At 37.3% G+C, this 23,283-nt stretch carries 20 protein-coding genes; 17 read left to right on the forward strand and 3 right to left on the reverse strand.

Translation table 11 applies throughout. The features are described 5' to 3' along the window. The 3 genes from EXE10_RS14600 to EXE10_RS14610 all read left to right on the forward strand — a co-directional run. A partial coding sequence (locus tag EXE10_RS14600; protein WP_213073856.1) for a hypothetical protein occupies positions 1–251 on the forward strand: 251 nt, incomplete at its 5' end. Between the two features lie 515 nt (positions 252–766). Next, on the forward strand, positions 767–2,074 hold the full coding sequence (apbC, locus tag EXE10_RS14605) for an iron-sulfur cluster carrier protein ApbC (protein WP_130113853.1): 1,308 nt from the start codon (positions 767–769) through the stop codon (positions 2,072–2,074). Positions 2,075–2,141: 67 nt separating this feature from the next. Then, positions 2,142–2,498, forward strand: a complete 357-nt coding sequence (locus EXE10_RS14610) for a hypothetical protein (protein WP_068974797.1) — start codon at positions 2,142–2,144, stop codon at positions 2,496–2,498. 82 nt (positions 2,499–2,580) lie between these two features. On the opposite strand, the gene EXE10_RS14615 is transcribed toward EXE10_RS14610, so the two are convergent. Continuing rightward, complete coding sequence (locus EXE10_RS14615) at positions 2,581–3,135, reverse strand: DUF2062 domain-containing protein (protein WP_130113854.1); 555 nt, start codon at positions 3,133–3,135, stop codon at positions 2,581–2,583. Positions 3,136–3,609: 474 nt separating this feature from the next. Here EXE10_RS14615 and EXE10_RS14620 point away from each other — a divergent pair, with 474 nt between their 5' ends. The 10 genes from EXE10_RS14620 (at position 3,610) to EXE10_RS14660 (ending at position 16,860) form a co-directional block, all read left to right on the forward strand. Continuing rightward, positions 3,610–4,203, forward strand: a complete 594-nt coding sequence (locus EXE10_RS14620) for a LysE family translocator (protein WP_087553906.1) — start codon at positions 3,610–3,612, stop codon at positions 4,201–4,203. Positions 4,204–4,363: 160 nt separating this feature from the next. Beyond that, positions 4,364–4,933: a dCTP deaminase gene (dcd, locus tag EXE10_RS14625; protein WP_067665328.1), complete on the forward strand. Its 570-nt coding sequence runs from the start codon at positions 4,364–4,366 to the stop codon at positions 4,931–4,933. Positions 4,934–5,282: 349 nt separating this feature from the next. After that, on the forward strand, positions 5,283–6,611 hold the full coding sequence (locus EXE10_RS14630) for a hypothetical protein (protein ID WP_130113855.1): 1,329 nt from the start codon (positions 5,283–5,285) through the stop codon (positions 6,609–6,611). Positions 6,612–6,893: 282 nt separating this feature from the next. Further along, entirely contained in the window at positions 6,894–8,588 is a 1,695-nt protein-coding gene (locus EXE10_RS14635; RefSeq protein WP_130113856.1) for a hypothetical protein, read from the forward strand. Between the two features lie 291 nt (positions 8,589–8,879). After that, positions 8,880–9,938 (forward strand): hypothetical protein, encoded by a 1,059-nt coding sequence (locus EXE10_RS14640; RefSeq protein ID WP_228256844.1) that lies wholly within the window; start codon positions 8,880–8,882, stop codon positions 9,936–9,938. A gap of 3 nt (positions 9,939–9,941) precedes the next feature. After that, entirely contained in the window at positions 9,942–10,220 is a 279-nt protein-coding gene (locus EXE10_RS21930) for a hypothetical protein (protein WP_228256845.1), read from the forward strand. A 253-nt stretch (positions 10,221–10,473) separates the two neighbouring features. Beyond that, a complete protein-coding gene (locus EXE10_RS14645) occupies positions 10,474–12,630 on the forward strand; it encodes a hypothetical protein (protein ID WP_130113857.1) in 2,157 nt (718 codons plus the stop codon). A gap of 16 nt (positions 12,631–12,646) precedes the next feature. Continuing rightward, positions 12,647–13,396 carry a DUF6160 family protein gene (locus tag EXE10_RS14650; protein WP_130113858.1) on the forward strand — a complete coding sequence of 250 codons (750 nt, stop codon included), beginning with the start codon at positions 12,647–12,649 and terminating at the stop codon, positions 13,394–13,396. 32 nt (positions 13,397–13,428) lie between these two features. Then, positions 13,429–15,816: a DUF6160 family protein gene (locus EXE10_RS14655; protein WP_130113859.1), complete on the forward strand. Its 2,388-nt coding sequence runs from the start codon at positions 13,429–13,431 to the stop codon at positions 15,814–15,816. 93 nt (positions 15,817–15,909) lie between these two features. Then, positions 15,910–16,860 (forward strand): DUF6160 family protein, encoded by a 951-nt coding sequence (locus EXE10_RS14660; RefSeq protein ID WP_130113860.1) that lies wholly within the window; start codon positions 15,910–15,912, stop codon positions 16,858–16,860. Between the two features lie 89 nt (positions 16,861–16,949). Here the strand turns inward: EXE10_RS14660 and EXE10_RS14665 are convergent, their stop codons facing one another. Together EXE10_RS14665 and EXE10_RS14670 are read right to left on the reverse strand one after the other, a co-directional pair. Then, positions 16,950–18,665 (reverse strand): proline--tRNA ligase, encoded by a 1,716-nt coding sequence (locus EXE10_RS14665; protein WP_130113861.1) that lies wholly within the window; start codon positions 18,663–18,665, stop codon positions 16,950–16,952. Positions 18,666–18,897: 232 nt separating this feature from the next. After that, positions 18,898–19,536 (reverse strand): hypothetical protein, encoded by a 639-nt coding sequence (locus EXE10_RS14670; protein ID WP_165383026.1) that lies wholly within the window; start codon positions 19,534–19,536, stop codon positions 18,898–18,900. A 282-nt stretch (positions 19,537–19,818) separates the two neighbouring features. Here EXE10_RS14670 and pilG point away from each other — a divergent pair, with 282 nt between their 5' ends. Genes pilG through EXE10_RS14690 form a run of 4 tightly spaced genes read left to right on the forward strand, consistent with a single transcriptional unit; the run spans position 19,819 to position 23,243 of the window. Next, entirely contained in the window at positions 19,819–20,202 is a 384-nt protein-coding gene (pilG, locus tag EXE10_RS14675; protein WP_004827613.1) for a twitching motility response regulator PilG, read from the forward strand. Between the two features lie 20 nt (positions 20,203–20,222). Then, positions 20,223–20,591, forward strand: a complete 369-nt coding sequence (locus EXE10_RS14680; protein WP_087553898.1) for a response regulator — start codon at positions 20,223–20,225, stop codon at positions 20,589–20,591. A gap of 3 nt (positions 20,592–20,594) precedes the next feature. Further along, entirely contained in the window at positions 20,595–21,131 is a 537-nt protein-coding gene (locus tag EXE10_RS14685; protein WP_068975230.1) for a chemotaxis protein CheW, read from the forward strand. A gap of 42 nt (positions 21,132–21,173) precedes the next feature. After that, complete coding sequence (locus EXE10_RS14690; protein ID WP_068975229.1) at positions 21,174–23,243, forward strand: methyl-accepting chemotaxis protein; 2,070 nt, start codon at positions 21,174–21,176, stop codon at positions 23,241–23,243. Positions 23,244–23,283 lie beyond the last annotated feature (40 nt).

Consider the following 23,283-nt stretch of genomic DNA (forward strand, 5'->3'; position numbering starts at 1 on the left):
GATGTTTATTTATCTATCGAATGTCTAAGAAATCAGGTCAAATGATGTCAGATGCAATGGGCTATGCACAGCGTTTTGGACGAATTCCTCAAGCGGAGTTAGATAAAATATTGGTAGATCCTGAATTTATGGCATGGTCACAAGAAAAATTAAAAGTGATTTCATCTGATCAAATTAAAGCACAAGGTGAAGCGCGTATTTTTGGTCAATTGTTCATAGACTATTATCGAGAGCGAAAAACTCAAGATTAATAACCAATGTTATGTGCTTTAAAATAAGGGTATCTTTTTAAAATTATTTTAAGGCTTGCTTGACGGAGTCCTTCATCAATAATTTGGATTTAGGGATTAGCCTGCGGCTCGCCTTACTTTTCTTTCGGGAAAATGAGCAGTGAAACTGCGCAAGGAAACCATCTTGCGAAGCTTCGCTTCTCACCGCAAAACTCGTCAACATCCGTCAAATCTTTCAATATTTCACAGAAAAATTAACTTGTATATTTAGTCCTGCCTCAAACAGTTGCGGATGACGTTTTCGCGTATCCATATTCTTCAAGGTTTAGAATATAATTTTTATCTCACTGAATAACATCAGCTAATAACACTGAATATCATGATGTTAAACTGGAAATATTTGATTAAACCAACTAAATCACTTGGATTTATAAGCACATTCAAAAAGCTGAATAGAAGTATGCTTAACCTTGATGCGATTTACAGTTACACTAAGCATTCAGTATTTGGTGTATTTGCAAATTTGGAGCAAATCTATGTCGTGGCTTTCTTCGCTTAAATCCGTTTTTTCTCCTGCACAGGAGGTGAAAGAGGAAGAAATCCAAACTGTTTTGCAAAACTATATTTTGCCCAATTCTCAAAATGGATTAAAAGACCGCATTATACAGGTGAATGTGGAAGGTCGTGTATTGCAACTCACCATCAATACATATCCTGATGAGGCAGACCATTTACAAAAAATTCATGATGATTTAGTTGATGCTTTGGAAAAATGTGGCATCGAAGAATTGAATATGCATGTAATTCAACAGAAAATTCAGCATGATCATTCACATAGTCATGCGCATGGACAAAGTTGCTCAAGTGATTCACATGGTCAGTCAGGGCATAGTTGTTCGTCTAAACCTAAAGCTGAAAATAAAAAATTACCGCCAGTGGTTGATGCTTCTTCAAGTGTAGGAGCACCAGTTCAAAAGCAGACTGAAAGTAAGAATGCAGAAGAAGATCCGAACAATCCGCCGATTCAAAAAGCTGCACCGCAACAACGTGATATTCCGAAACATCCGCGCATTCAAAATGTGATTCTTGTATCTTCAGGTAAAGGCGGTGTAGGTAAATCAACCACGACGGTGAATTTGGCTCTAGCATTACAAAAGCTAGGTTTAAAAGTGGGTGTTTTAGATGCCGATATTTATGGACCAAGTATTCCAACCATGCTTGGCAATGAAGGTCAAACACCGAAGATTGAGGGTGAAAACTTTGTTCCGCTTGAAGCTTATGGCATGGCAACACTTTCGATCGGTCATTTGATTGGAAAACAGAATACGCCAGTCGCATGGCGTGGTGCGAAAGCAACAGGTGCTTTAATGCAATTGTTTAATCAAGCACTTTGGCCAGACCTAGATGTCTTGGTGATTGATATGCCACCAGGTACAGGTGATATTCAATTAACCCTTGCACAACGTATTCCAGTGACAGGGGCTGTAATCGTGACAACGCCACAAAACGTTGCCTTGATGGATGCAGTAAAAGGGATTGAACTGTTTAATAAAGTTCAAATTCCTGTGATTGGTGTGGTTGAAAACATGTCGACACATGTTTGCTCAAACTGTGGTCACGAAGAGCAAATTTTTGGTACAGGTGGTGGTGATCTATTGTCAGAACAATATGACATTCCACTCCTCGGACGCTTACCTTTAAATGTGCAAATCCGTGAAAATGCTGATGCAGGGAAACCATCTGTGGTTGCAGGGGATGCTGTAGCGGAAAACTATATTGCGATAGCAGAAAAAATTGCTCAATCTTTGCCTAAAGTCGAAAAAGACCCACAGAGAATTTTCTGATATTGTCCTTAAACAATACCTCTCTATTTGTATGATAGAGAGGGCATCAAAATAGTTTGAGGAAACAATGAAAAATCTAAATCTACTTAATAATAAAATCTTTATGAGCCTTGCCAATACAGCCAATGGGGATGTAAATGGAGCAACACGTTTTTATTATAATCAAAAAGGCAAAGTAATCACGGCAAAATATGAAGGTGGGGTGGTGCAAGTTGGTTCAATCATCGGGCAAATGCTCACTGAAGATAGTTTTGAAATTTGCTATCAACATTTAACAGTAACAGGTGAATTAAGAACTGGTTATTGTAAAACCAAAATCGAATTACTCGAAAATGATGTCATTAAACTTGTTGAAGATTGGCAATGGCTAAATGGGGATCTTTCAACAGGGCATTCTGAGCTAATCGAAGTTGTATTAAATTAAAAATCAGTCAGCTTATTTGTTCTAACTTTATGGAATAACTAATCGTGATAAAGCCCTGATTCTAGCTCAAAGATAAAAAGGATTATTGGTGATGTAATTCGCTGTTATTGCGATTATTCCATTTTTTAACCACACTCCAACGCCAATAAATACGCGTAATGATAAATAACAAGGCTGCAAAGACTAGGGCTTCGATTAATAACCCAGTCGCTAAAATTTTAGCTAAACTCAAATCAATATGACCATGTCCAAAATTTTTAATCCAATTGATAATTTGGTGGAAAACACCGATTAACATGTCTTTATTGATCATATGGACATGATAAATCTTTGAACCAATCCAAAAAGCTAAAAACAAAATTGGTACAATCGTTAATGGATTCATAATCCAAGAAAGCAGTAATCCAATCGGGAGGTTGGCTTCAAAAATTAAAATTGTAAAAACAATTAGAACGGTGTGAAAAGGTATTGGTAAAATTCCCCAAAACGTTCCAATAAACATGGCTTTAGAAATAGATTTTCGATTGACATACCAAAGCATTGGACTTAAGGCTTTATTGCCAAAAATCTTCATGAATTTCAATTTTTTGACTCGTTCAGGAGAAGGAAGCCAAGACTGAAAAAAATGCTTTGCCATAAAAATAGAAATAAAAGAGACCTTACTATTGTGCCTGAATCGTGCAAAAAACGACAGTATTTATCCACCTATTACAAATGAGGTAAATCGTGGAAGAAGCAACTTGAGTAAAGAATAGGCGAATAAGCTGAAATAAAACTTAAATTCAACAAGTAATTAGGGGGGATAAAAAGTTGCTTCAAATGTGCATACCAATCTATGAAAAATTGTTCTAAATTTTGGGGTGTAAAGTGATTTAAATCACACATTAACTGTATGTTAATTAAGGGATTCATTCAGGTCTTGGATGTTTAATAAACATTAATCTGCATGTGACTTTGTAGTTCTAAATTCTGATTTGTGATCTAATGTATTGATTAACATATAAATGTTGAAAAATTATGACAATTTACAATAAGTTCTCTTACAAATATTTTTTTGCCTATTTAAAACAAAACAATTAATCTGCGCTTATTCGATTTGTGAGGTCAGTTAATGATTTCATGGTTTTTTGTTGGCTTGGTCGTGACAATTCTTTTGACACCTGGACCAACCAATACGCTTTTAGCATCTTCTGGAATTCAAGTTGGAATTCGTAAATCTCTCGGGCTCATCCCCGCAGAGGCGCTTGGTTATTTTATTTCAATTAGTTTATGGGGCGTAATTATTGGAAGTGTGTCAAAGCATTTTCCAAGTATCCCTGTTATTTTAAAACTGTTTAGTGCTGGATATATTCTATTCTTAGCATTAAAACTATGGCGTACTTCAGATCATGTCGAAAACTTTGATCAAGCTACAATTGGTATCCGTGAGTTATTTATAGCAACGCTTTTGAACCCGAAAGCATTGCTTTTTGCTTCTGCGATTTTCCCTGCATTTGTATGGCACAATTTATCTGCCTATATTTCACATATGCTTGTGTTTTTAATGTTGATTATTCCGATCGCGTTTTTTTGGACATTTATTGGTTCAGTACTTTGTAGCAATAAAGTCACGTGGTTGAATCAACGAAATATGCAGAGAACTGCATCATTGGTTTTAGTTAGCTTTACTGTACCTTTAAGCTATTCAGCAATTTTAAGTCTTTAAATTCATTATTTAAAATCTTCATCGCTATTTTTAATTTTAATATGCCTCAAGTTTGTAGATACAGACTTGAGTGGGTCTATTTTTCCAGAAACATTCCTTTCAAAAGCATTTTCAGTTAAAGTACAGCGCAGTATACAGCACAGTTTTGGGATAGAAATAAATGGCAATTAAGTCTGATCGTTGGATTCGTGAAATGAGCGAAAAACACGGCATGATTGAACCGTATGCAGAAAACCAAGTTCGTTATGATGAAAATGGTGAAAAGCTCATTTCTTATGGCGTTTCAAGCTATGGTTATGATGTACGTTGCGCACGTGAGTTCAAAGTGTTTACCAATGTTCACTCTGCAATTGTAGACCCGAAAAACTTTGATGATCGTAGTTTTATCGATATCGAATCTGATGTATGTATCATCCCACCAAACTCTTTTGCATTGGCACGTACAGTAGAGTATTTCCGTATTCCACGTAATGTTTTGACTGTGTGTTTGGGTAAATCAACTTATGCACGTTGTGGCATCATTGTGAATGTCACACCACTTGAACCTGAGTGGGAAGGTCATGTGACACTTGAGTTCTCAAATACAACTAATCTTCCTGCACGTATTTATGCAGGTGAAGGTGTGGCGCAAATGTTGTTCTTTGAATCTGATGAAGTTTGTGAAACCTCGTATAAGGATCGTGGTGGGAAATACCAAGGTCAAACAGGTGTGACTTTACCGAAGGCTTAAATCAAATACTTAAAGTGGTGAATAAAGGCAAGCGAATATCGCTTGCTTTTTTATTTAAACAAGAAAAACGTGATATATTTCTCGTAAATATTGTAAAAACAAGATTGAACGATTTTATAGATTAGCTAAAATAGACAGTATGTTTAATATAATTTAAAATATTGTTTTTTATCGGAAATAACTAATTATTGTTTTAGTTGTCGATTTGATTCATGTTAAAAAGTCTCATATATATGCATTAAAATTTATGTGAAATATTTCATATCAAATCTGATTCGAAATTAAGTATCGCAATAATTTTAGTGACAGCATAAAAATAAGGTCAAAAGTTTGCTAGGGATGGGCAGTGATGATGTTCAGTTTAAAATATTTAAAGCTTACGATGCTTACGTTAAGCACTTTAGGATTAAGTTCTGTTTATGCTGCAACGCTACAGCAAATGTCAGATGAACAAATGTCTGAAACGACTGGACAGGCATTATTTTCTCTTAATTACACTGCACCTGGTGATAGTGGAAATTATTACAATAAGACAAATGGTAATATTGGGTTTTATAAACTTGGACTTGAAGCTGATGTAAGTTTAAATGCAAATATTAAAAACTTGCAGTTAGGTTGCGGTGGTGTAAATGGTGCTAATGGTTGTGATATTGAAATTAGTAACTTTTCTTTAGGTTGTATCGCTGATTCGAGTGGTCATTGCTTGTCGCTTCTTCCTAATGTTACGGGGAATGCGACAAATAATCCTGCAACCCATACAACAAGCAGTAGCACTATTACGGATATAAGCAAAGCAAATCAAATTAAAGATTTTGTATTAACAAATCCCTTTTTTCAATTTGGAATTAGAAATCCTGATAGTGCTTCAACGCGTGAAGTTGTTGGTGTAAGGATTGGTGCTGAAAATGCTAAAGGACCTATGAGCTTTAATGACATTATAAGCTTTTCAGGTTATTTGTCGGGGACTGCAGATATAACAATGCTGGCAAAATCAAAAATGGCATTCACCACAAATTCTGTATATGCAAATGATAAAGATACTAATGGTAATTTAGGTTTGGCAGATTGGAATATTCTATTATGGGTTGATGCAAGTGATGTTCGTGCAGATGTTACAAAAGATATTACTCGTAAATGGGCTGTTTCAAATGCTGGTAATCGGTTTAATTTTGCACAGATTGTTGGTGCTGATTTAGATAGTGTTGTAAATGATGTTGTTGATTCGGTTGATAATGTTACTAGTAAGGATGGTTTAGGTGGATTATATGATCTTTTATTCCCAGCATTAAAATCTGGAGTGAAAGATAAGGTTAAAGCCCAATTGGCTTCTGGTTTAGGTATATCGACATCTCAATTATCAAATTTCAATTTGAAATATAACCTTTCTAATGTGGGGGCGTTGGATATTGATTCGCCATCATTTGGCATCACATTGCAAAGTCAAAATTTGTATTATCCAGGTTATGTTGCATATGATCAGGCTGGTAATGCGACGACTACACCTGTTGCCATGACTCGAGGATGGGGGATGTATTTACCTGCAGCATTTACTTTGAATATTAGCCAACCTTTAGATGTTTTTACTTCGGCTATTTTAGGTGGAGCTGCAAAAAATGGTAATATTGTCGGCTTACCCGCTCCTTATCGAAATTGTTATGGAAATCTTACATTTTGTTAGTGTAAATAAGGATCTTGATTTTATTTAAAGCAGCTTAGGCTGCTTTTTATTTTTTAAGAAGAATAAAAAATAAAAAGTAAAATTACGGATTCATTTGTCGGAAAAATGTTCATCCAAAGTATGATTGTGTTAACTTAATCGCAATATATGTGTTGTATAGATAATTTGTTTAGAAAATATAAGTATAAAAGATTGTATTTTGTTAAGTAAACCTACGCTCATATTAGGGGTAACGATAGAACTTTAATTCTCTGAACATAGTCTAAGGATAAGGAGATGTTCATGTTTAAAATCAAAGTATTGTGTTTTTCTCTGCTTGCTTTAAGTGCATGCACAACTATGAATGTATACGCAGGGCCTACCACATTAAAAAATATGACAGATGAGCAGTTGTCCGAAACAACAGGACAGGCGCTTATGAGCTTGTCTTATATTGCCCCAAGTGATGTGGCAAACTTGGAAGCAAAGCGTGTAGGTGGTGATAATAAAATAGGCTTTTATAAGCTAGGAATGGAAGCAGAATTAGAGTTAAATACCAATATTAAAAAATTACAACTCGGTTGTGGAGGTGTTAACGGTGCAGGCGGTTGTGATATCGACATTGATAATTTAAGTTTAAGTGGTATTTCAAGTACAAGAGACGGTCGCGTAGGTTCTTCAGCAAAAATAACAAATCCATTTATTGAGTTTGCAGTTAAAAATCCGACATCAGCTTCACAGCGTGAGATTGTAGGATTAAGGTTAAGTGCTGAAAAAATATTAGGATTATTGACGACGGGTGTGGAAAACTCATCAACACCTAGTGGTATAAATACACTATCTGGCTATATGAAAATTGCATCAGACAGTACCGCAGATAACATAAAGGGACAACTTAATACAGCGCCGGGCTATTTAGATGCAGGATGGTATTTTAATAATGCGGGTAAAAAATATGATGATGGTTCGACGATTGAGCCACTACAAGGTTCCATGTCAGCGGCAGGAATTGCATCCTCAGATTTTAAAGTAAATGGTGGTGGATTTTGGATTCCTGGGGTGAAAGACGTTAAATTTACAGCTCAATTAAGCACATTAAGAGGCATGAAAGCGGATGGAACATTAATCAATGGTGGTGGAAAAATTAATGGTAACCGAATAGTTGGAGTGCAAATTGTTCCCAATACAGTAGTATTACCCAATGCTATCTTAGGATTTAACCCTGATGGAAACTCATCATCCACAAATAATAATGATCAAAAATGTGCAGTATTAGGTTCGGCAAGCTGTAACCAGTTTGGTGTTACAAGTGGATTTGTTTCTTCTAGTGTTTATACAACGGATGCAAATGGAAATTATACCAATCCAGCAGCATATCAGTCGGTGAATGATGTTTTGAAAACGCAAGGTGGTTTGGTTACTGCATTGACTTATAATTGTAGTGCGCTTGGTTTGATACCTTGTGATTGGCTAGGTATTGAGGAGGGGAAAACTCAGTTTGATGTCAAAATGTTCGGTAAAATTTCTGGGCTAAAAGCCGATGTAACGTTTCAAGAAAAACTAGGCTTTATTCATGCTTTGGAGGTAAATTCCGCAGCATCATTAAGCTTACAAAAGCAAAATATTCAATGGACAAATGCTAAAAGTGATGATGTTGCTCAGCGTGGTTGGTGGTTGAGTATGTCTGACCCAGTTTATGTAGGAGATTTATTGCCGAGCAATGCTGTAAGTCTTTGTCCAGGTGGTATGACCAGTATTAGTGGTTGTGCTTATCCACAGTTTATTAAACAAGCGAATGAGTTTTTTAAGACTAATAAAGCAGAAACGAGTGATTTAGGGAGTATGCTTGGTCGAACTGCACCATTGGCAGTTTTGATTAACGATCCAAAAAATGCAAATGGTGTGGCATTAAATGGATTTAATTTAACGATTAGTGATTTGCAGCTTGCTACTCAGCACTTTGCACCTAACTGCTATGGTTCATTAAAGTTTTGTTAGAACAATTAAATGTTTAGTTTTTGTTTACAAAAAGCAGCTTCGGCTGCTTTTTTTATTTGTTATGAAAATCAATAATAAAGAAAATATTGTTTAAAATAAATTATCAAAAATATTGTCTCCCATATAAATTATGTTAATCTTGTCGCAATTTTTAAATAAATACGATAAAAATAATACGAAATAATTTCTGATTATTTTTATTTGTGTAGTTTGTTTAAATGTAATCGCCTGATTTTAATTGTGATATTTGGTTTTTGTTTTTGACTAATAATTATTCATATGGAAATTTTCATGTTAAAAGGAAATTTATTGTGCTTAACAATCTTAGCGCTAAATACTGCGCTTAGTTCATCAACATTTGCTCAGCCTTCTACATTAATCAATTTATCGGATGAGCAACTTGCTGAAACAACAGGGCAAGCGTTGATGAGCTTGTCTTATATAGCACCAACAGATAAAGCAAATCTAGAGACTGCACGTAATGGTGGTGATAAAAATATTGGTTTCTATAAGTTAGGAATGGAAGCTGAATTAGAACTCAATACAAATATAAAAAGATTGCAATTAGGTTGTGGTGGTGTAAATGGTTCAGGTGCATGTGATATTGATATCGAAAATTTAAGCTTAAGTGGTTTGAAGTTGGATGCTAAAGGTGAACCTTTAGATATGACTCGTGAAGAGCGAGCACAGTCTTCAGCAAAATTAACCAATCCTTTTATTGAGTTTGCTGTAAAGAATCCAGGATCTGCTTCTACCCGAGAAATAAAAGGGTTTCGTGTAAGTGCGGAAAAAGTTGTAGGATTGATGACCTTAGGTTTAAGTAATGATGACACGCCTTCTTATGGAATAAGAAGCCTGAGTGGGTATTTGAAACTGGCTTCAGCGAGTGGTACTGCGAAAACAATTGAAAGGCAGATGACTCAAGCTATCGGTGATATGACGGGGCGCATTTCAATACAAAATGCTTTTCCTTTAAGCTCAACACCGAGAGACTTTGTTTCGGATAAATTTAATTTAACGCTTTATGAGGCAAGTGTACCTTTTTCTACAGCGCCAATTGTAGTTTCTGGTAGTCGAATGTCTAAAGTTAATTTAAATGCAACAGCTGTTATTCCAGCGATTAATTTCGCAGGTCCTTTAGATGCTACAATCAATATCGCTGGATTTATTCCAATTACATTGGGGAAGAATGTTACGGGGAAGATTACAAATTTAACAGCGGATATTACGATTGATGAAAGTTTGGGCATGATTCATAAAATTCCTGTTAATGGGAATCCTTTTTCGCTTTCATTACAAAGTCAAAAAATACAATGGGCTAATGCGGCAGCTCCTGCTGAGAGAGGGTAGTGGATGGCTTTTGAAAATGATATTAAGCTAGGTGATGTAACACCATCGAAAGGTATAAAAATTGAAGATGCTTTATTGAAGCAAGTTCTTCCAAAGGTAAATGATTATTTATATGCTAATTATATTACTTGTAATGGATATAGTGGGTGTTTAGGGGGAGATTTACCTATTACAGATCCAATTAATTTATCAGGTCAAAGAGTTACTTTACCTTTGGAGAACTTGAAGCTAGGAGCGCAGAGTTTTCAACCAAACTGCTATGGTAGCCTCAAATTTTGCTAGAGTTTTTATGAAAGTATAGAAAGTGATAGGATGGAAATGCTATTGCTTTTTTTATGGCTATAAAAATACGTTTGTCGGAAAGTAAGATATTTTAACCAAAAAACTTTGTCATAATGAATTAAATTACATATTATAAAGTGTGATATAGCTAACAATACTGTGTAACATAGGATTGAAGATTTACATAGTAGTAGGAATTTAGAAATAAAATAAAATATGGTGCGGAGCATCGTATAACAAAGGAAGGTCACAGATGACTACACTCAATTATACGGTAAAATTTCATAAAACCGTTTTAGCGAGTTTTATTGGTTTATGTATAAGCCAATCTTGCTTCGCACTCGAAGCCATGTCTGATGAAAAGTTAGGTGATACCACGGGTGAAGGGATAGCACTTCTTCCTCAAGATACTTATATGGTTTTTCGTGGTGTAGGGCCTAATGAAGATAAAAGTCAATTATTAGACCGTACGAAAGATATCGGTTATATCAACTATGTACCCGTTGGACCATTAAGTCAAACTGCGGCTGATACGAATAAGAAAAACGGTATTGATTCTGAAGATTTGGCCGTTGGTAAAGCTGATATATTCTTGTATGGTTTGGCTTTATCAAAAGCAAATGATGCGGATCCAAATGATGCCAATGAGCGTGTAGGCATGATTAAAGATGCTTCAGGTAAGCCAACTTCGATAAACGCAATCAGGAGTTGGGGAACGGCAAGCAACCCGTGGATTCTAAAAGTTGCAAATGCCCCAGATGTACCTACTTTCACCCCTGATCCAGTAGGTGGGAAGAATACTGATAAAGCTGATGTGGCTTATCTCTCATTTGAGGCACCTGCTTTTGAAACTGGGGTTTTAGACGCGGCGGGTTCAGATGCTTATAAGTTAAAATTGGGCATGTGGGCAGATGCTTTTGTGCGGAACCCGAATAAAGCAGAGGGTGATGCTGGACAGTTTGTTTATGGTACCAATAATGGCTTGGTTGGGAATGTGAATGGGACTGATGCTGATGGTACACGTGCAAACCGAATTCGCTTACAAGCCATTTGGAATAACTTTAGTTTAAACGGCAGTAAGATTCAGCTCTTTCAAACGTTGAATGGTGCAACTACTTCTGGGGGAATGAGTCCTTTCTATAACAACACACTTGGTTTGGCTGGTGTGATTCGTTTAAATAGTGGTGATGGTAGTGGCATTAGAATTACAGGAAATGGTGGTACTATTACTGAGAATTCAACCACTTCAACATGGCAGACTATCCACAGTGGGCAAAACTCTAACTTAGGTATGCAAACGGCTACAGTAGGGAATTGTGGCAATGCAGGAACAGGAGTTATAAATAGTGGTACTGGTTGTCAATACATTGTTCAAAAACAAACTAGGACAGACACAAAAACACTTTCTGCTTCAAACTGGGGAGTGACGGATGCTTATAAAAATAGAGTATTGCGTCTAAGTACTCAAGAAACAACAGATACTGATAAATTATATACGCCGGCTTTGGATACCACGCTTGGGGCAAAGGCACCGACTTTTGCGGCAAATGAAGGTATTTCAATTTATAACTTGAATACTAACTTGGTGCTAGGTTCGTTGTATCAGCCTTTGATTTTAGGTTCTGATGGTAAGAATTTTAGTTTGGAAATCGCAAGAATTCCAAATAAAGAATCAATCTATAAGAAAATTTATACCAATTATGACAACTATAACACGGCAACCAATGGTGGTTACTTTGGGTCAACGTGTAATGTATATCAGTGCGGTACGAGTACGGTTGCGGGTTATCAAGGAAATAATGCAACGCACAGCAGTATCAGTATTGGTAGTGTAGGTAGTTCGGATGGTGGTAAAACATTGCAGGCTTATACGGGTGCAGACTCCGTTGGGATTATGTTTGGGGGCTTTGCTCAGACAGGTGCACAAACATCAGCGGCAGTAACTTCAGATATTTATCAGTATGCTCAAAGGGAATTAAAGGATACTACTTGGAGACAGCAATATAAATGTAATGCGTTATGGCAATGCTCAACAAGTATAACTGGGCATCTATATGAATGGGCGTACAATGGTGTTATTGTTGATCCTAGAAAAAAACCAACAGATTCAGATACTTGTGGATACTCTTGTACGAGAGACTCTCCAGATGGCTCGACTAATCCATTGTATGGAACAGTAGTAAACAGAACATGGTCTGATTCAAATCTAAATGGAGGTTCATGGCGTACAGGAACTAACACGGCTGTAGATGGTTTGATTAATGTTACAGGTGGAACTGCAATGGTTTTGCCAACGACAAATCAGGCGATTGCACCGGTGGCGTCTTTAACACCACTCAACAATTTAGGTTCAGCGGTGATCGACGGCATGCTTATCCAACATATGAAAATCACCACCAAAGGCTTGTAAGGTAGGGAGAATTATAATGAAAAAAACGACGCTTCTTATATTATCGAGTGTGATGAGTTTTCAACTGGCAGCGATGGAGCCTTTGACTGATACAGCGATGCAACAAGTCGAAGGTCAAGCAGGCGCAGACCTGTCTTTGAAGTTGATTTTGAACCAAATTAATACCAGTGATGCGAATTATGTGAGTGGTAATACCAGTGCTTATCAGAAAAATGCTTATCAATTAGATAAGGCTGGTGTATGTAAAAATGTTCAATTTTGTCGTTTAGCACTTTCAGTCAATAACCGTTATGTTCAAACAGGTGATGTAGCGAGTAGTACCAGTGGAAATAAGCTTTGGGTTGTTTTTAAAGGTTTGCAAGGTACGATCAATCTGCAAAAGCTAGGGCTGGATGGTATGGATGTTACTTATAAGAATGCTGGTGGTACGACGATGACGAAGGCTGCAATTCAGCTCAGTTACGATGCAACATTACCTATTCAAATTCGTAATTTCGGCTTCGATGCTTTGTCTATTGAAAAGGATGATTTTACCAGTCAAACAAATGCAACGACTGGGGTTGTTACCGAAAATTCTTCTGGTGCGACAGCAGATCAATATGCATATTTGAAAACAGGAAAATATAGCGCATCGGATGCGCCAAATTCATTTTATGATCAAGGGCGCGAAAAAGGCTTTATGGGTATGAAGATGAATGGCAATCTTGCATTACAAGGCACTATGCTCATGTTTAGTTGTAACTCAACAAGTAATGCGCGTTGCTAAGAGACTCATTTAAAGAATTTGAGGGTTAGGGAATGAAACTAGAAAAAAAACAAAAAAATGGATTTGTGTTAAGTGCTGTGGCTGTAAGTATGTTGGCGATGCAAATGCCAGCGTATGCACTGGAGGCTTTAGATGATGCTGATATGCGAAATGTCAATGGACAGGATGGTGTGCATATTGAAACTAGTCTGAAGGAAGCCAATATTAAGACGCTTTATTGGACAGATCAGGTGGGCCGCGCTGATGCGGACGCAACAAGTCAGGAGTTGACGGCGATCGCGGATACGGTGAATTTAAAACAAAGTAATACCACAACTGATCCACTCAAATTTGATTTAAAACTTAATACAGGCTCTGTTGGTACGAAAGCAGGATTTGGATTAGATCTATCTTTATCTAAAATGCTCTTGAGTGTGGGTAATTTCCGTATATGTGATAGTGATAGTAGTAATACACGTTGTAGTGCTCCGATTGGAACTATGGCTGTTCAAACAACGTCAGACACAAGTATAAATTTAAAAACTAAGAATGGTCTTTTTAGTAAAAATGATCAGGGTCAAATTGATTTAGGTATTAAAAATGCCAATATTTATTTGGGGCAGGTGGCAACTGGTGGCCAGCTTAATCAATTAATTTTGAAAAATTTCAACTTTAATTTTGGCGGATTTGCTTATGCTTTTGTCGATGCGACAGAAGGCTTGAAGCTGCAAACGAATCTACTGAATAATGTAGCGAGTATTACAGCAACACCAAGTGTTACTAATGGTTATGTGGACTTAACACGTGTAGAAGATTCTGCTTCTGCAAATAGTGGTTTTGCAAATACTGGAAGTTATGTCAGTAATGGCAAAACGACAAATTCTGGTTTAAATATCGAAATTTTGGTGAATAACAATGTGACTACCGCTGATCCTTATGCTTTGGATCTAGCAACTAACTCCCCTAAAGGTGCGAAGGGTTTAATTCGTGTTGGTGCTAGTGGTCGTATGGTAAATGGTTCGTTGCAAGTACGCGGTGTGCAAAATACAGGTACACTGATCGGCAAGGCAGTACGATCTGATAAGACAGCGACAACGAATGACATTGGTGGGACTTCTGCGATTGGTTTCCGTATGCAAACAGAGTTCACTAAAGATAATGATACGATGTTAGGTGCAGGCACTGTAGGAAAATCAGGTGAAGCGACTACTTTGGAAATTGGTGGTGCAGGCTTAAAGAGTTATGGCTTTGAGTTTGGTAACTTGACTGGTTTGCAGAAGGATAAACGAGCAACATTCAGCACAGGTGACGTGTATTTAAACTTGACTGACTCTAAGCAAGTAACTTTACCTGAGAATAATACTTTTAAAAATACAGCATTTGGAAATGGTAGTAAGTTGACATCTATAACTGACTATAATCAAACCATCTATGATACTTATAATTCGACTGCCAATAACCGGCCATATAGTTTAGTGGCTGCGATTCGTGGCGCTGAGTTCCAAGCGATTTCTCGCCGTGGGCGTTTTACCTCTAGTGCGGGTATAACAGATGCAAATTATTTATTTGCAGATGATGGTAAATCCAACAAGTGGGGCTTAGCATTACCCTTTTATAACCTTAATGCCAATATGGCTATGTTCGGTGTAAATGATGATGCCGCTACATCATATTATTTTGATGCAAAAGGTGTAAGAACTGAAGTTGGATCTGGCACAACACCTCGACTTGGTTTTTCATTAGGTATGACGACTGATGGGCGAAATGCAGATGGAAGTAAAACGACTTCCATTATGGTGATTGACGGTGATAAAGACTATTATTTGGGCTTAAGAAACATTGATATGTTGCTTAAAGGTTATGGCACCATGGGGTTGGAAAACGGTAGTGTCAACTTAAGTTTGAAAGATATGTTAGTTGTTATGTCTGCGCAGTTAGCAGCAGGATGGTTACCAAGTGCACAGAAGAATAATTTAACGAATTTTTCAAAAACTGATGATGTATTAATGGGCTTGAAAATGCGCTTTGGTGGGAATATGAATTTATCTCTTATACCAAATAGTGAGATTAAAGCGGATGGTACTGGTAATAGCATGATGATTGTTGGTGATCTTGCATTAACTGGCACAAACAATACCATTCAAATTAGTGATACTGGTTCAGTTGGTGACGCATCTTTAGGCTTGGATAATTTAACTGGTGAAGTTGCATTTAATAACGCAATTGTGATTAGTAAAACTGAGAATACACCAACAGGTAAAGGGCAGATTGGATTTAATACCACTTTAAATTTAAACCCAAATCAAACTGTAGGTGGTGTGTTTAGAGCGCGTGATTTGAACTTCTATGCGCCAAATGCGACAAGTGGTTCTCGTCTAGGTGAAATTGCTTTAACAGGTGGAAAGCTGACTAGTCAATTGAATATCATTCCTCGTAACTGAAAATGCTATTGGTCGGTTTTTGATTTAAGCTCAATATATTTGCATTTAGAATGTGACTAAGTTGACGATAAATATTTCCTAAGGATTAGGATAATGCAGAAAAATAAAAAGTTAGGATGTATTGCCTTATTATTTTGTAGCCCTACGGTTATGGCTATGCAACCTTTAGATGATAAGAGCCTTGCTCAGACGACTGGACAAGACGGCATCAACATTGGTGTAGGTGTGACCAAGGTTCAAATGAATCAATTGAGCATCATTGACACAGATGGTTTAGGAAGTACACCGAGTGCCACTGCGAGAGCCTCCATTGTAATGGCAGGGAAGGGCTTCTCTACACTTGCGGATCAAGCATTTGATGTGAGTTTTATCGGGGCATCTTCTACTGCACCAACCTTGAATTTAGTGCTTGATGCTGATGGTGGTAGTGGTAAGCCATTTGCAAATATAGGTGTAAGTTTTGCAACTGGTGTGACTGGAATTAAGGTTTCACCATTTGCATTCTATCTTGCAGGATATGGATCAACTTCGACCCCTACCGCAATGAAATCAATTTTTATTGCTACAACGGCCCAGCAGTCTGATGTGAATAAATTCATGCGTTTTGATGATGGAATAGACATTAATTTTGCCAGTGTGAAGCCTGTATTGAATGTTCAGTTGGGCAATACACCACAAAGTAGTTTAATCCGCTTTGGTGGTGCAATTCAGTCGATTTGTGGGACGGGGAATGGTTGTTCTATTTCACTACTTTCAGATAATTCAGATGTAGGTGCGAGCTTTAAATTTCAGTTTAAAGCAACGGATGCTAGTGGTTTCTCGCTCAATGGTTTTTCTGCTGGTGTAGACCCTACAGGTTTTACTTTTGCTAATACAGGCACTTCAAGTAAATTTGACGTTGCACTGAATCAAATGACGATGGGAACCAATAATGCTACGAGTGCAACAGGTGCATTTAACAGTTTAGCCAATGGTTCTATGGGGAACTTTGGTGCAGTAGGGGCAACTGTGACAGATTTAAAAATGAAAATAAGTGGTTTTTGATCTTTATTGGCTTTATCTAATAATCTGAGCATTTGTATAAATCATAAAAAATCCCGCATTCAGCGGGATTTTTTATATTTAACTTAAAACTATTTAGCTAATTTAGCTAATAATTCTTCTTTAGATAGATTTACAGACTCTTCATCACGACGACCTTTATATTCAAAAGTCCCTGCATCCAAACCTTTTTCACCAATCACGATGCGGTGTGGAATACCTGTTAGCTCAATGTCAGAGAATTTAACGCCAGGACGTTCATTACGGTCATCGAGTAACACATCATAACCCGCAGCTTGCAGTTCAGCATAAAGTGTTTCAGCAGCTTCAAGTGTACGTGGTGATTTCTGAGCATTCATTGGAACGATTGCAATTTCAAAAGGTGCAATAGCAGAAGGCCAAATGATTCCTTTATCATCAAAGTTTTGCTCAATTGCAGAGGCAACAACACGTGTTACACCTATACCATAACAACCCATTGTAACAACAAGAGGTTTACCATCGTCACCTAGAACTTTACAACCGAGTGCTTCTGAATATTTTTGACCGAGTTGGAAAATATGACCGACTTCGATACCACGTTTAATCAAAATCGTGCCTTGACCATCTGGAGAAGGATCGCCTTCCACAACATTACGTAAGTCATAAACTTCGGTAAATTTCGCATCACGTTCCCAGTTAACACCTGTTGCGTGTTTATCTACTTCATTTGCACCTGCAACAAAGTCAGATAAAACAGAAGCAGCACGATCAATAATGACTGTTAAACCTTTTTCAACAAGACCTTGAGGGCCACAGAAACCTGCGGTTAAGCCATTTTCTTGGAGTTGAGCTTCTGTTGCAAAAGCTAATGGTGCTGCAATTAAAGGATGTTTTTCAGCTTTAATTTCATTGAGTTCATGGTCACCACGTAAGAATAATGCAACAACAGGAGCTGCTTTCCCTTCTTCTGCAACACCTTGAACAAGGAGTGCTTTAACAGAATGTGCAGGGTTAGAACCTAAGAAAGCAGACACATCATCAATGGTTTTTTGATTTGGCGTATCAACAATTTTTAATTCTTGTGTCGGTGCAGTACGTTCGCCAACGAGCACTGCTTCAGCCATTTCAACATTGGCAGCATAATCTGATTCGGTAGAGAATGCGATATCGTCTTCACCACTTGAAGCAAGCACATGGAACTCATGCGAACCTGAACCGCCAATTGAACCTGTATCTGCTTGCACAGGGCGGAAGTTTAAACCCAAGCGTGTGAAGATACAGCAATATGTGTCATACATGACATCATAGGTTTCTTGTAAAGATGCTTGGTCTACATGGAAAGAATAAGCATCTTTCATGATGAATTCACGTGAACGCATTACGCCAAAACGTGGGCGAATTTCATCACGGAATTTGGTTTGAATTTGATAAAAATTCATTGGAAGTTGTTTATAACTTTTGAGCTCATTACGTGCTAAGTCAGTAATCACTTCTTCATGCGTAGGACCAAGAACAAAATCATTGCTATGGCGGTCTTTAAAGCGTAAAAGTTCAGGGCCATATTGCACATAACGACCAGATTCTTCCCAAAGTGATGCGGGTTGAGTGACTGGCATTAAAGTTTCCAATGAACCTGCACGGTTCATTTCTTCGCGAACAATCGCCTCTACCTTATTGAGCACGCGTACACCCATCGGCAACCAAGAGTATAAACCTGAAGCTAATTTACGAATCATCCCCGCACGTAACATAAGCTGATGTGAGATGACCTCAGCATCATTTGGGGTTTCTCTTAACGTTGCAAATAAAAAGCGACTCGCGCGCATGGAAACTGTCCTAAAATTTTTAGATTTAAAGCAGAGATTATACGATAAAAAAATACGATAAAAAAATTAGCTGGCTATTTTTGATGTTAGTTTGATTTAAAATTTCGATCTACTCAACTTTATAAGTGAGAGCGTATGATATTTAAGCGTTATAAAGAAATTTCACTGTTTAGCTTACTTTGTTAATTTATTATTTATAATAAATTGGGATGGACGTAAAATAATTAGGTGATTATTCCTGTTTTTTTAAGCGTGAAATAATATCATCATAGTGAGTTTGTGTATTGCGGTACGTATTCTGTAGATTTTCTATATAGCTTTTTGTGCGTTCAATATTTTCTGTGTTGTATTTAATTCGCTCTTTGAGCGCGGTGGGTATGGTCTTGCCTTTGCGGTAAAACTCCATTTCTTGTCTTTTTAATGTGATACGATCTGCTTGGTATTGTTTAAGGCTTTGATTTTGTAAGGCGATCTGTTGTTTCAAGTTATTTAATAATTCATTGCGTTTGTTGGTTGCAACAGATGAATTGCCATATGCGCGTTTCAAGCGAGTATCTTGTTCTAATCTACGTATTTCTGTTGCACGTGATGTGGATTGTTGTAAATCTTTCTCCACATTATAAGATTTTGCTCGCTGAACCACTTGCATGTTACGATCAAGCGCTTCATATCCATGTTTAATATGTGCAGGAGTAACTGATGTGCTGATATTGGCAACCCCATTCTTATCGTAATAACGATACCAAACAGCTTTGGTTTGTGATTCAGCATAGACAGATGCTGAACTGCAAATGCAGAGTGTTGCTAGTAAAATACGAAATATTTTTTTTGTTTTTATATTCGTATTTTGAAGATAGATTGTTCTATTCATTCAAAGTGTCCCATCCCCAAAAAATAAACAATTTGTATGATTATAAAGTTCTTACCACACCATTTTATGGCTTTACAAATTTTTAATAAACAATTAAGTTTCAAAAAGCGATAGAATATTTTTTTTTGTGTGAGATTTACATTGTTTTTAGTTTGAAGTGAGATTTTTGACAGTAAATGTTCATTGATCTTTTTAGTTAAAATATGTTAAAAAAACATGATTAATTGTAAAAATAAATCTGTACAGCACAATTCTATCCAAGCTTACGGAAAGGGGCACTAAATGGACGATAAATTTCAAAATCTAAAAGTCATGGTGATCGACGATTCTAAAACTATTCGTCGAACTGCCGAAACGCTATTGCAAAGAGAAGGTTGTGAAGTTGTTACTGCAGTAGATGGTTTTGAAGCACTGTCTAAAATCGCAGAAGCGAATCCTGATATTGTTTTTGTCGATATTATGATGCCACGTCTAGATGGCTATCAAACATGTGCTTTAATCAAAAATTCTCAAAATTATCAAAATATTCCAGTCATTATGTTATCAAGTAAAGATGGTTTGTTTGATCAGGCCAAAGGTCGTGTTGTCGGCTCTGATGAATATTTAACAAAACCATTTAGTAAAGATGAATTATTAAATGCAATACGCAATCACGTAAGTGCATAACGGTGAGCTTGGGGAAAATAATGGCAAAAATTCTAATCGTCGATGATTCACCTACTGAAATGTTTCGATTTAAAGAAATTTTAGGTAGACATGGATTTGATGTAATTGAAGCTACGAACGGTGCTGACGGTGTTACGACTGCACAAGCAGAATTACCAGATCTTATTTTAATGGATGTGGTGATGCCTGGGGTAAATGGTTTTCAGGCAACGCGCCAGATTTCTCGCGGTGCGACAACTAAGCATATTCCTATAGTGATTGTAAGTACAAAAGATCAGGAAACTGACCGTGTTTGGGGCAAGCGCCAAGGTGCGTGTGATTACCTTACAAAACCTATCGATGAAAATCAGCTAATTAATACGATTAAGCAGCATCTTCAAGCAGGATAATGTATGGCAGCAAATGGATTTATCGAATTACTTCGGTTGTCTAAGCGAGGAAATAAAAATTACGCTGACAACGAGAGTGAAGTTAACCGATGGTCAGGCATTGCATTTGAAATGATGGGGCAATACTTTGTTGCTCCTTTAGGTGAGGTTTCAGAAGTTATTTATCCGCCGAAATATACGCCCGTACCCAATGTTCAAGGGTGGGTGAAAGGTTTAGCCAATATTCGCGGACGGTTATTATCAGTTTCTGATTTGGCTTTTTATTTAACGGGGCAAAGAAGCCAATTTTTACCTACTCAGAAAGTCTTATGTATTAGTCATAATGATCATTATGTTGGTTTGGTTGTAGATCAAGTTTTGGGGATCCAACATTTTAATAAAAAAGGTTTTTTTTCTAAAAATAATGATTTAGAGGGAAATCTTCAAACGTATTGCCAGGGGTATTTCCAGCAGCATAATCAGGCTTGGAATGTCTTCTTGTTTAGCCGTTTGTTAAATGATCCACAATACATGAATGCATCAGAAAAATTTATAAACTAGCTTTGACGCCTAATTAGAGTTAAGCGAATCGGGAGAAGCTGAATGGGCTTTAAACTTAAAAAGAAAAATACAGGGGATACTGCTCAAAAAAGTGGTTCTAACGTATTCACGAAATTCAAGTCGAAAATTGATGATTTTGCAAAGTTATTTGGGGAAAGTGACAAATCTAAGCCATTTATTCAAATGGCGATTGTGAGTATCGTCATTGCGATTATTTTACTTTTGGTTTTATTCTATACGGTTCCTCGAAATAACGACTTGACTCGTAGTTTGGGTGAATTAAAACTTTTATCACAAACATTATCGCGCCAAGCAACAGAAGCAACTGCTTCTGGTTCTAAAGAATCAATTGATGCTTTAGTTGCATCGCAAAAGAAATTTAAAGAAAACTTAGAAGTTGTTAAAGATATTCATCCATCATCGAATCAAGTCGAAGGTGTTGAAAAAACTTGGAAACAAGTGTCGTCAGATATTGACATGATCACAACTCACCAGAAAATCATTAACCAATTATATGATACAAACATTGCAGTTGCAGACGTGATTCCTGGGATGCAGGCTGAATATAACCTAATGGTTGACCAAATGGCGCGTGATAACATGCCAAGTACCCAGGTGGTAATTGCGAAGAACCAAGTATTTATTGCGGAACGTATTTTACGTTCGATTGGTTCTGTATTGGGTGGTTCAGATAATACACGTGCTTCAGCAGAGGATTTTAATGCTGATACGGAAACGTTTGGTGCGTATCTTAATGCTCAATTAACAGGGAATGCGGAGTTAGGTGTAACAAGAATCGATAATCCAAACTTACGTGAATCTTTAGAAAGTATTAAAGAAGACTATAACGAAATTGTGCAATTAGCATCAACTTCGGTGTTGAAAAACTCAGATCAAATTTTCAAAGTACGTCAAGCTTCATCCAATATTTTTGCTGAGTCTGATAACTTATTAAAAGGCTTAGATCGTCTATCTGTAAATACAGGTGTTGCAACGATTCTACCTGCTTTGATTTTAATCTTAGCTTTGGGTGCATTCTTATTTGCAGTATTCAAATTGCTTGGTTTGCGTAGTGAGTCGGATAAGGTTCGTGTAACACGTTTACAAGATGAGTATGACCGTAACCAGAATGCGATTTTACGTTTACTGGATGAAATCGCCGATTTGGCAGATGGTGACTTGAGTTCGTACGCGACGGTATCTGAAGATTTTACAGGGGCAATTGCCGACTCGATTAACTTCGCGATTGACCAATTACGTGACCTTGTATCTCGTATTAACGAAACGTCCCAAGAAGTTGCACAATATACGCAGAATACGCAAGAGATTACCAACCAGTTAGCTGAAGCATCTGAGCATCAGGCGCAAGAGATTGCTGGAGCATCAACGGCAATTAACGAAATTGCACAATCGATTGACCACGTATCTGCAAATGCTGCTGAGTCAGCAGAGGTAGCACAACGTTCTGTACAAATTGCAACAAATGGTGCAGACGTTGTAAACCGTTCAATCGAAGGTATGGATACAATTCGTGAGCAGATTCAAGAAACGTCTAAACGTATTAAGCGTTTGGGTGAATCATCTCAAGAGATTGGTAACATTGTCTCTCTGATTAACGATATTGCCGACCAAACAAACATCTTGGCATTGAACGCAGCGATTCAGGCGTCTATGGCAGGTGAAGCTGGCCGTGGTTTCGCCGTGGTAGCGGATGAAGTACAGCGTCTTGCGGAACGTTCAGCATCAGCAACTAAGCAGATTGAAACACTGGTTAAAACGATTCAGACAGATACCAACGAAGCGGTAATTTCGATGGAACAAACGACGTCGGAAGTTGTTCGTGGTGCGAACTTGGCGAAAGATGCGGGTGTTGCACTGGATGAAATTCAAACAGTATCAACGAACTTGGCGGGATTGATTGGAAGCATTTCTGAGTCTGCGAAATTGCAGTCTGCATCGGCAGGTCATATTGCAAATACGATGAACGTCGTACAAGAAATTACTTCGCAAACAACGGGTGCTACCTTTGATACAGCGCGTTCGGTATCTGAGTTGGCAAATATGGCGGATGCATTACGTCAATCTGTTTCAGACTTTAAACTACCTGAATAAAATGATTGGTACTCTATATATGCAATATCTACTGTCTTAG

This window comes from Acinetobacter sp. WCHAc060033, from assembly GCF_004209125.1.
Classification (GTDB): Bacteria; Pseudomonadota; Gammaproteobacteria; order Pseudomonadales; family Moraxellaceae; genus Acinetobacter; species Acinetobacter wuhouensis.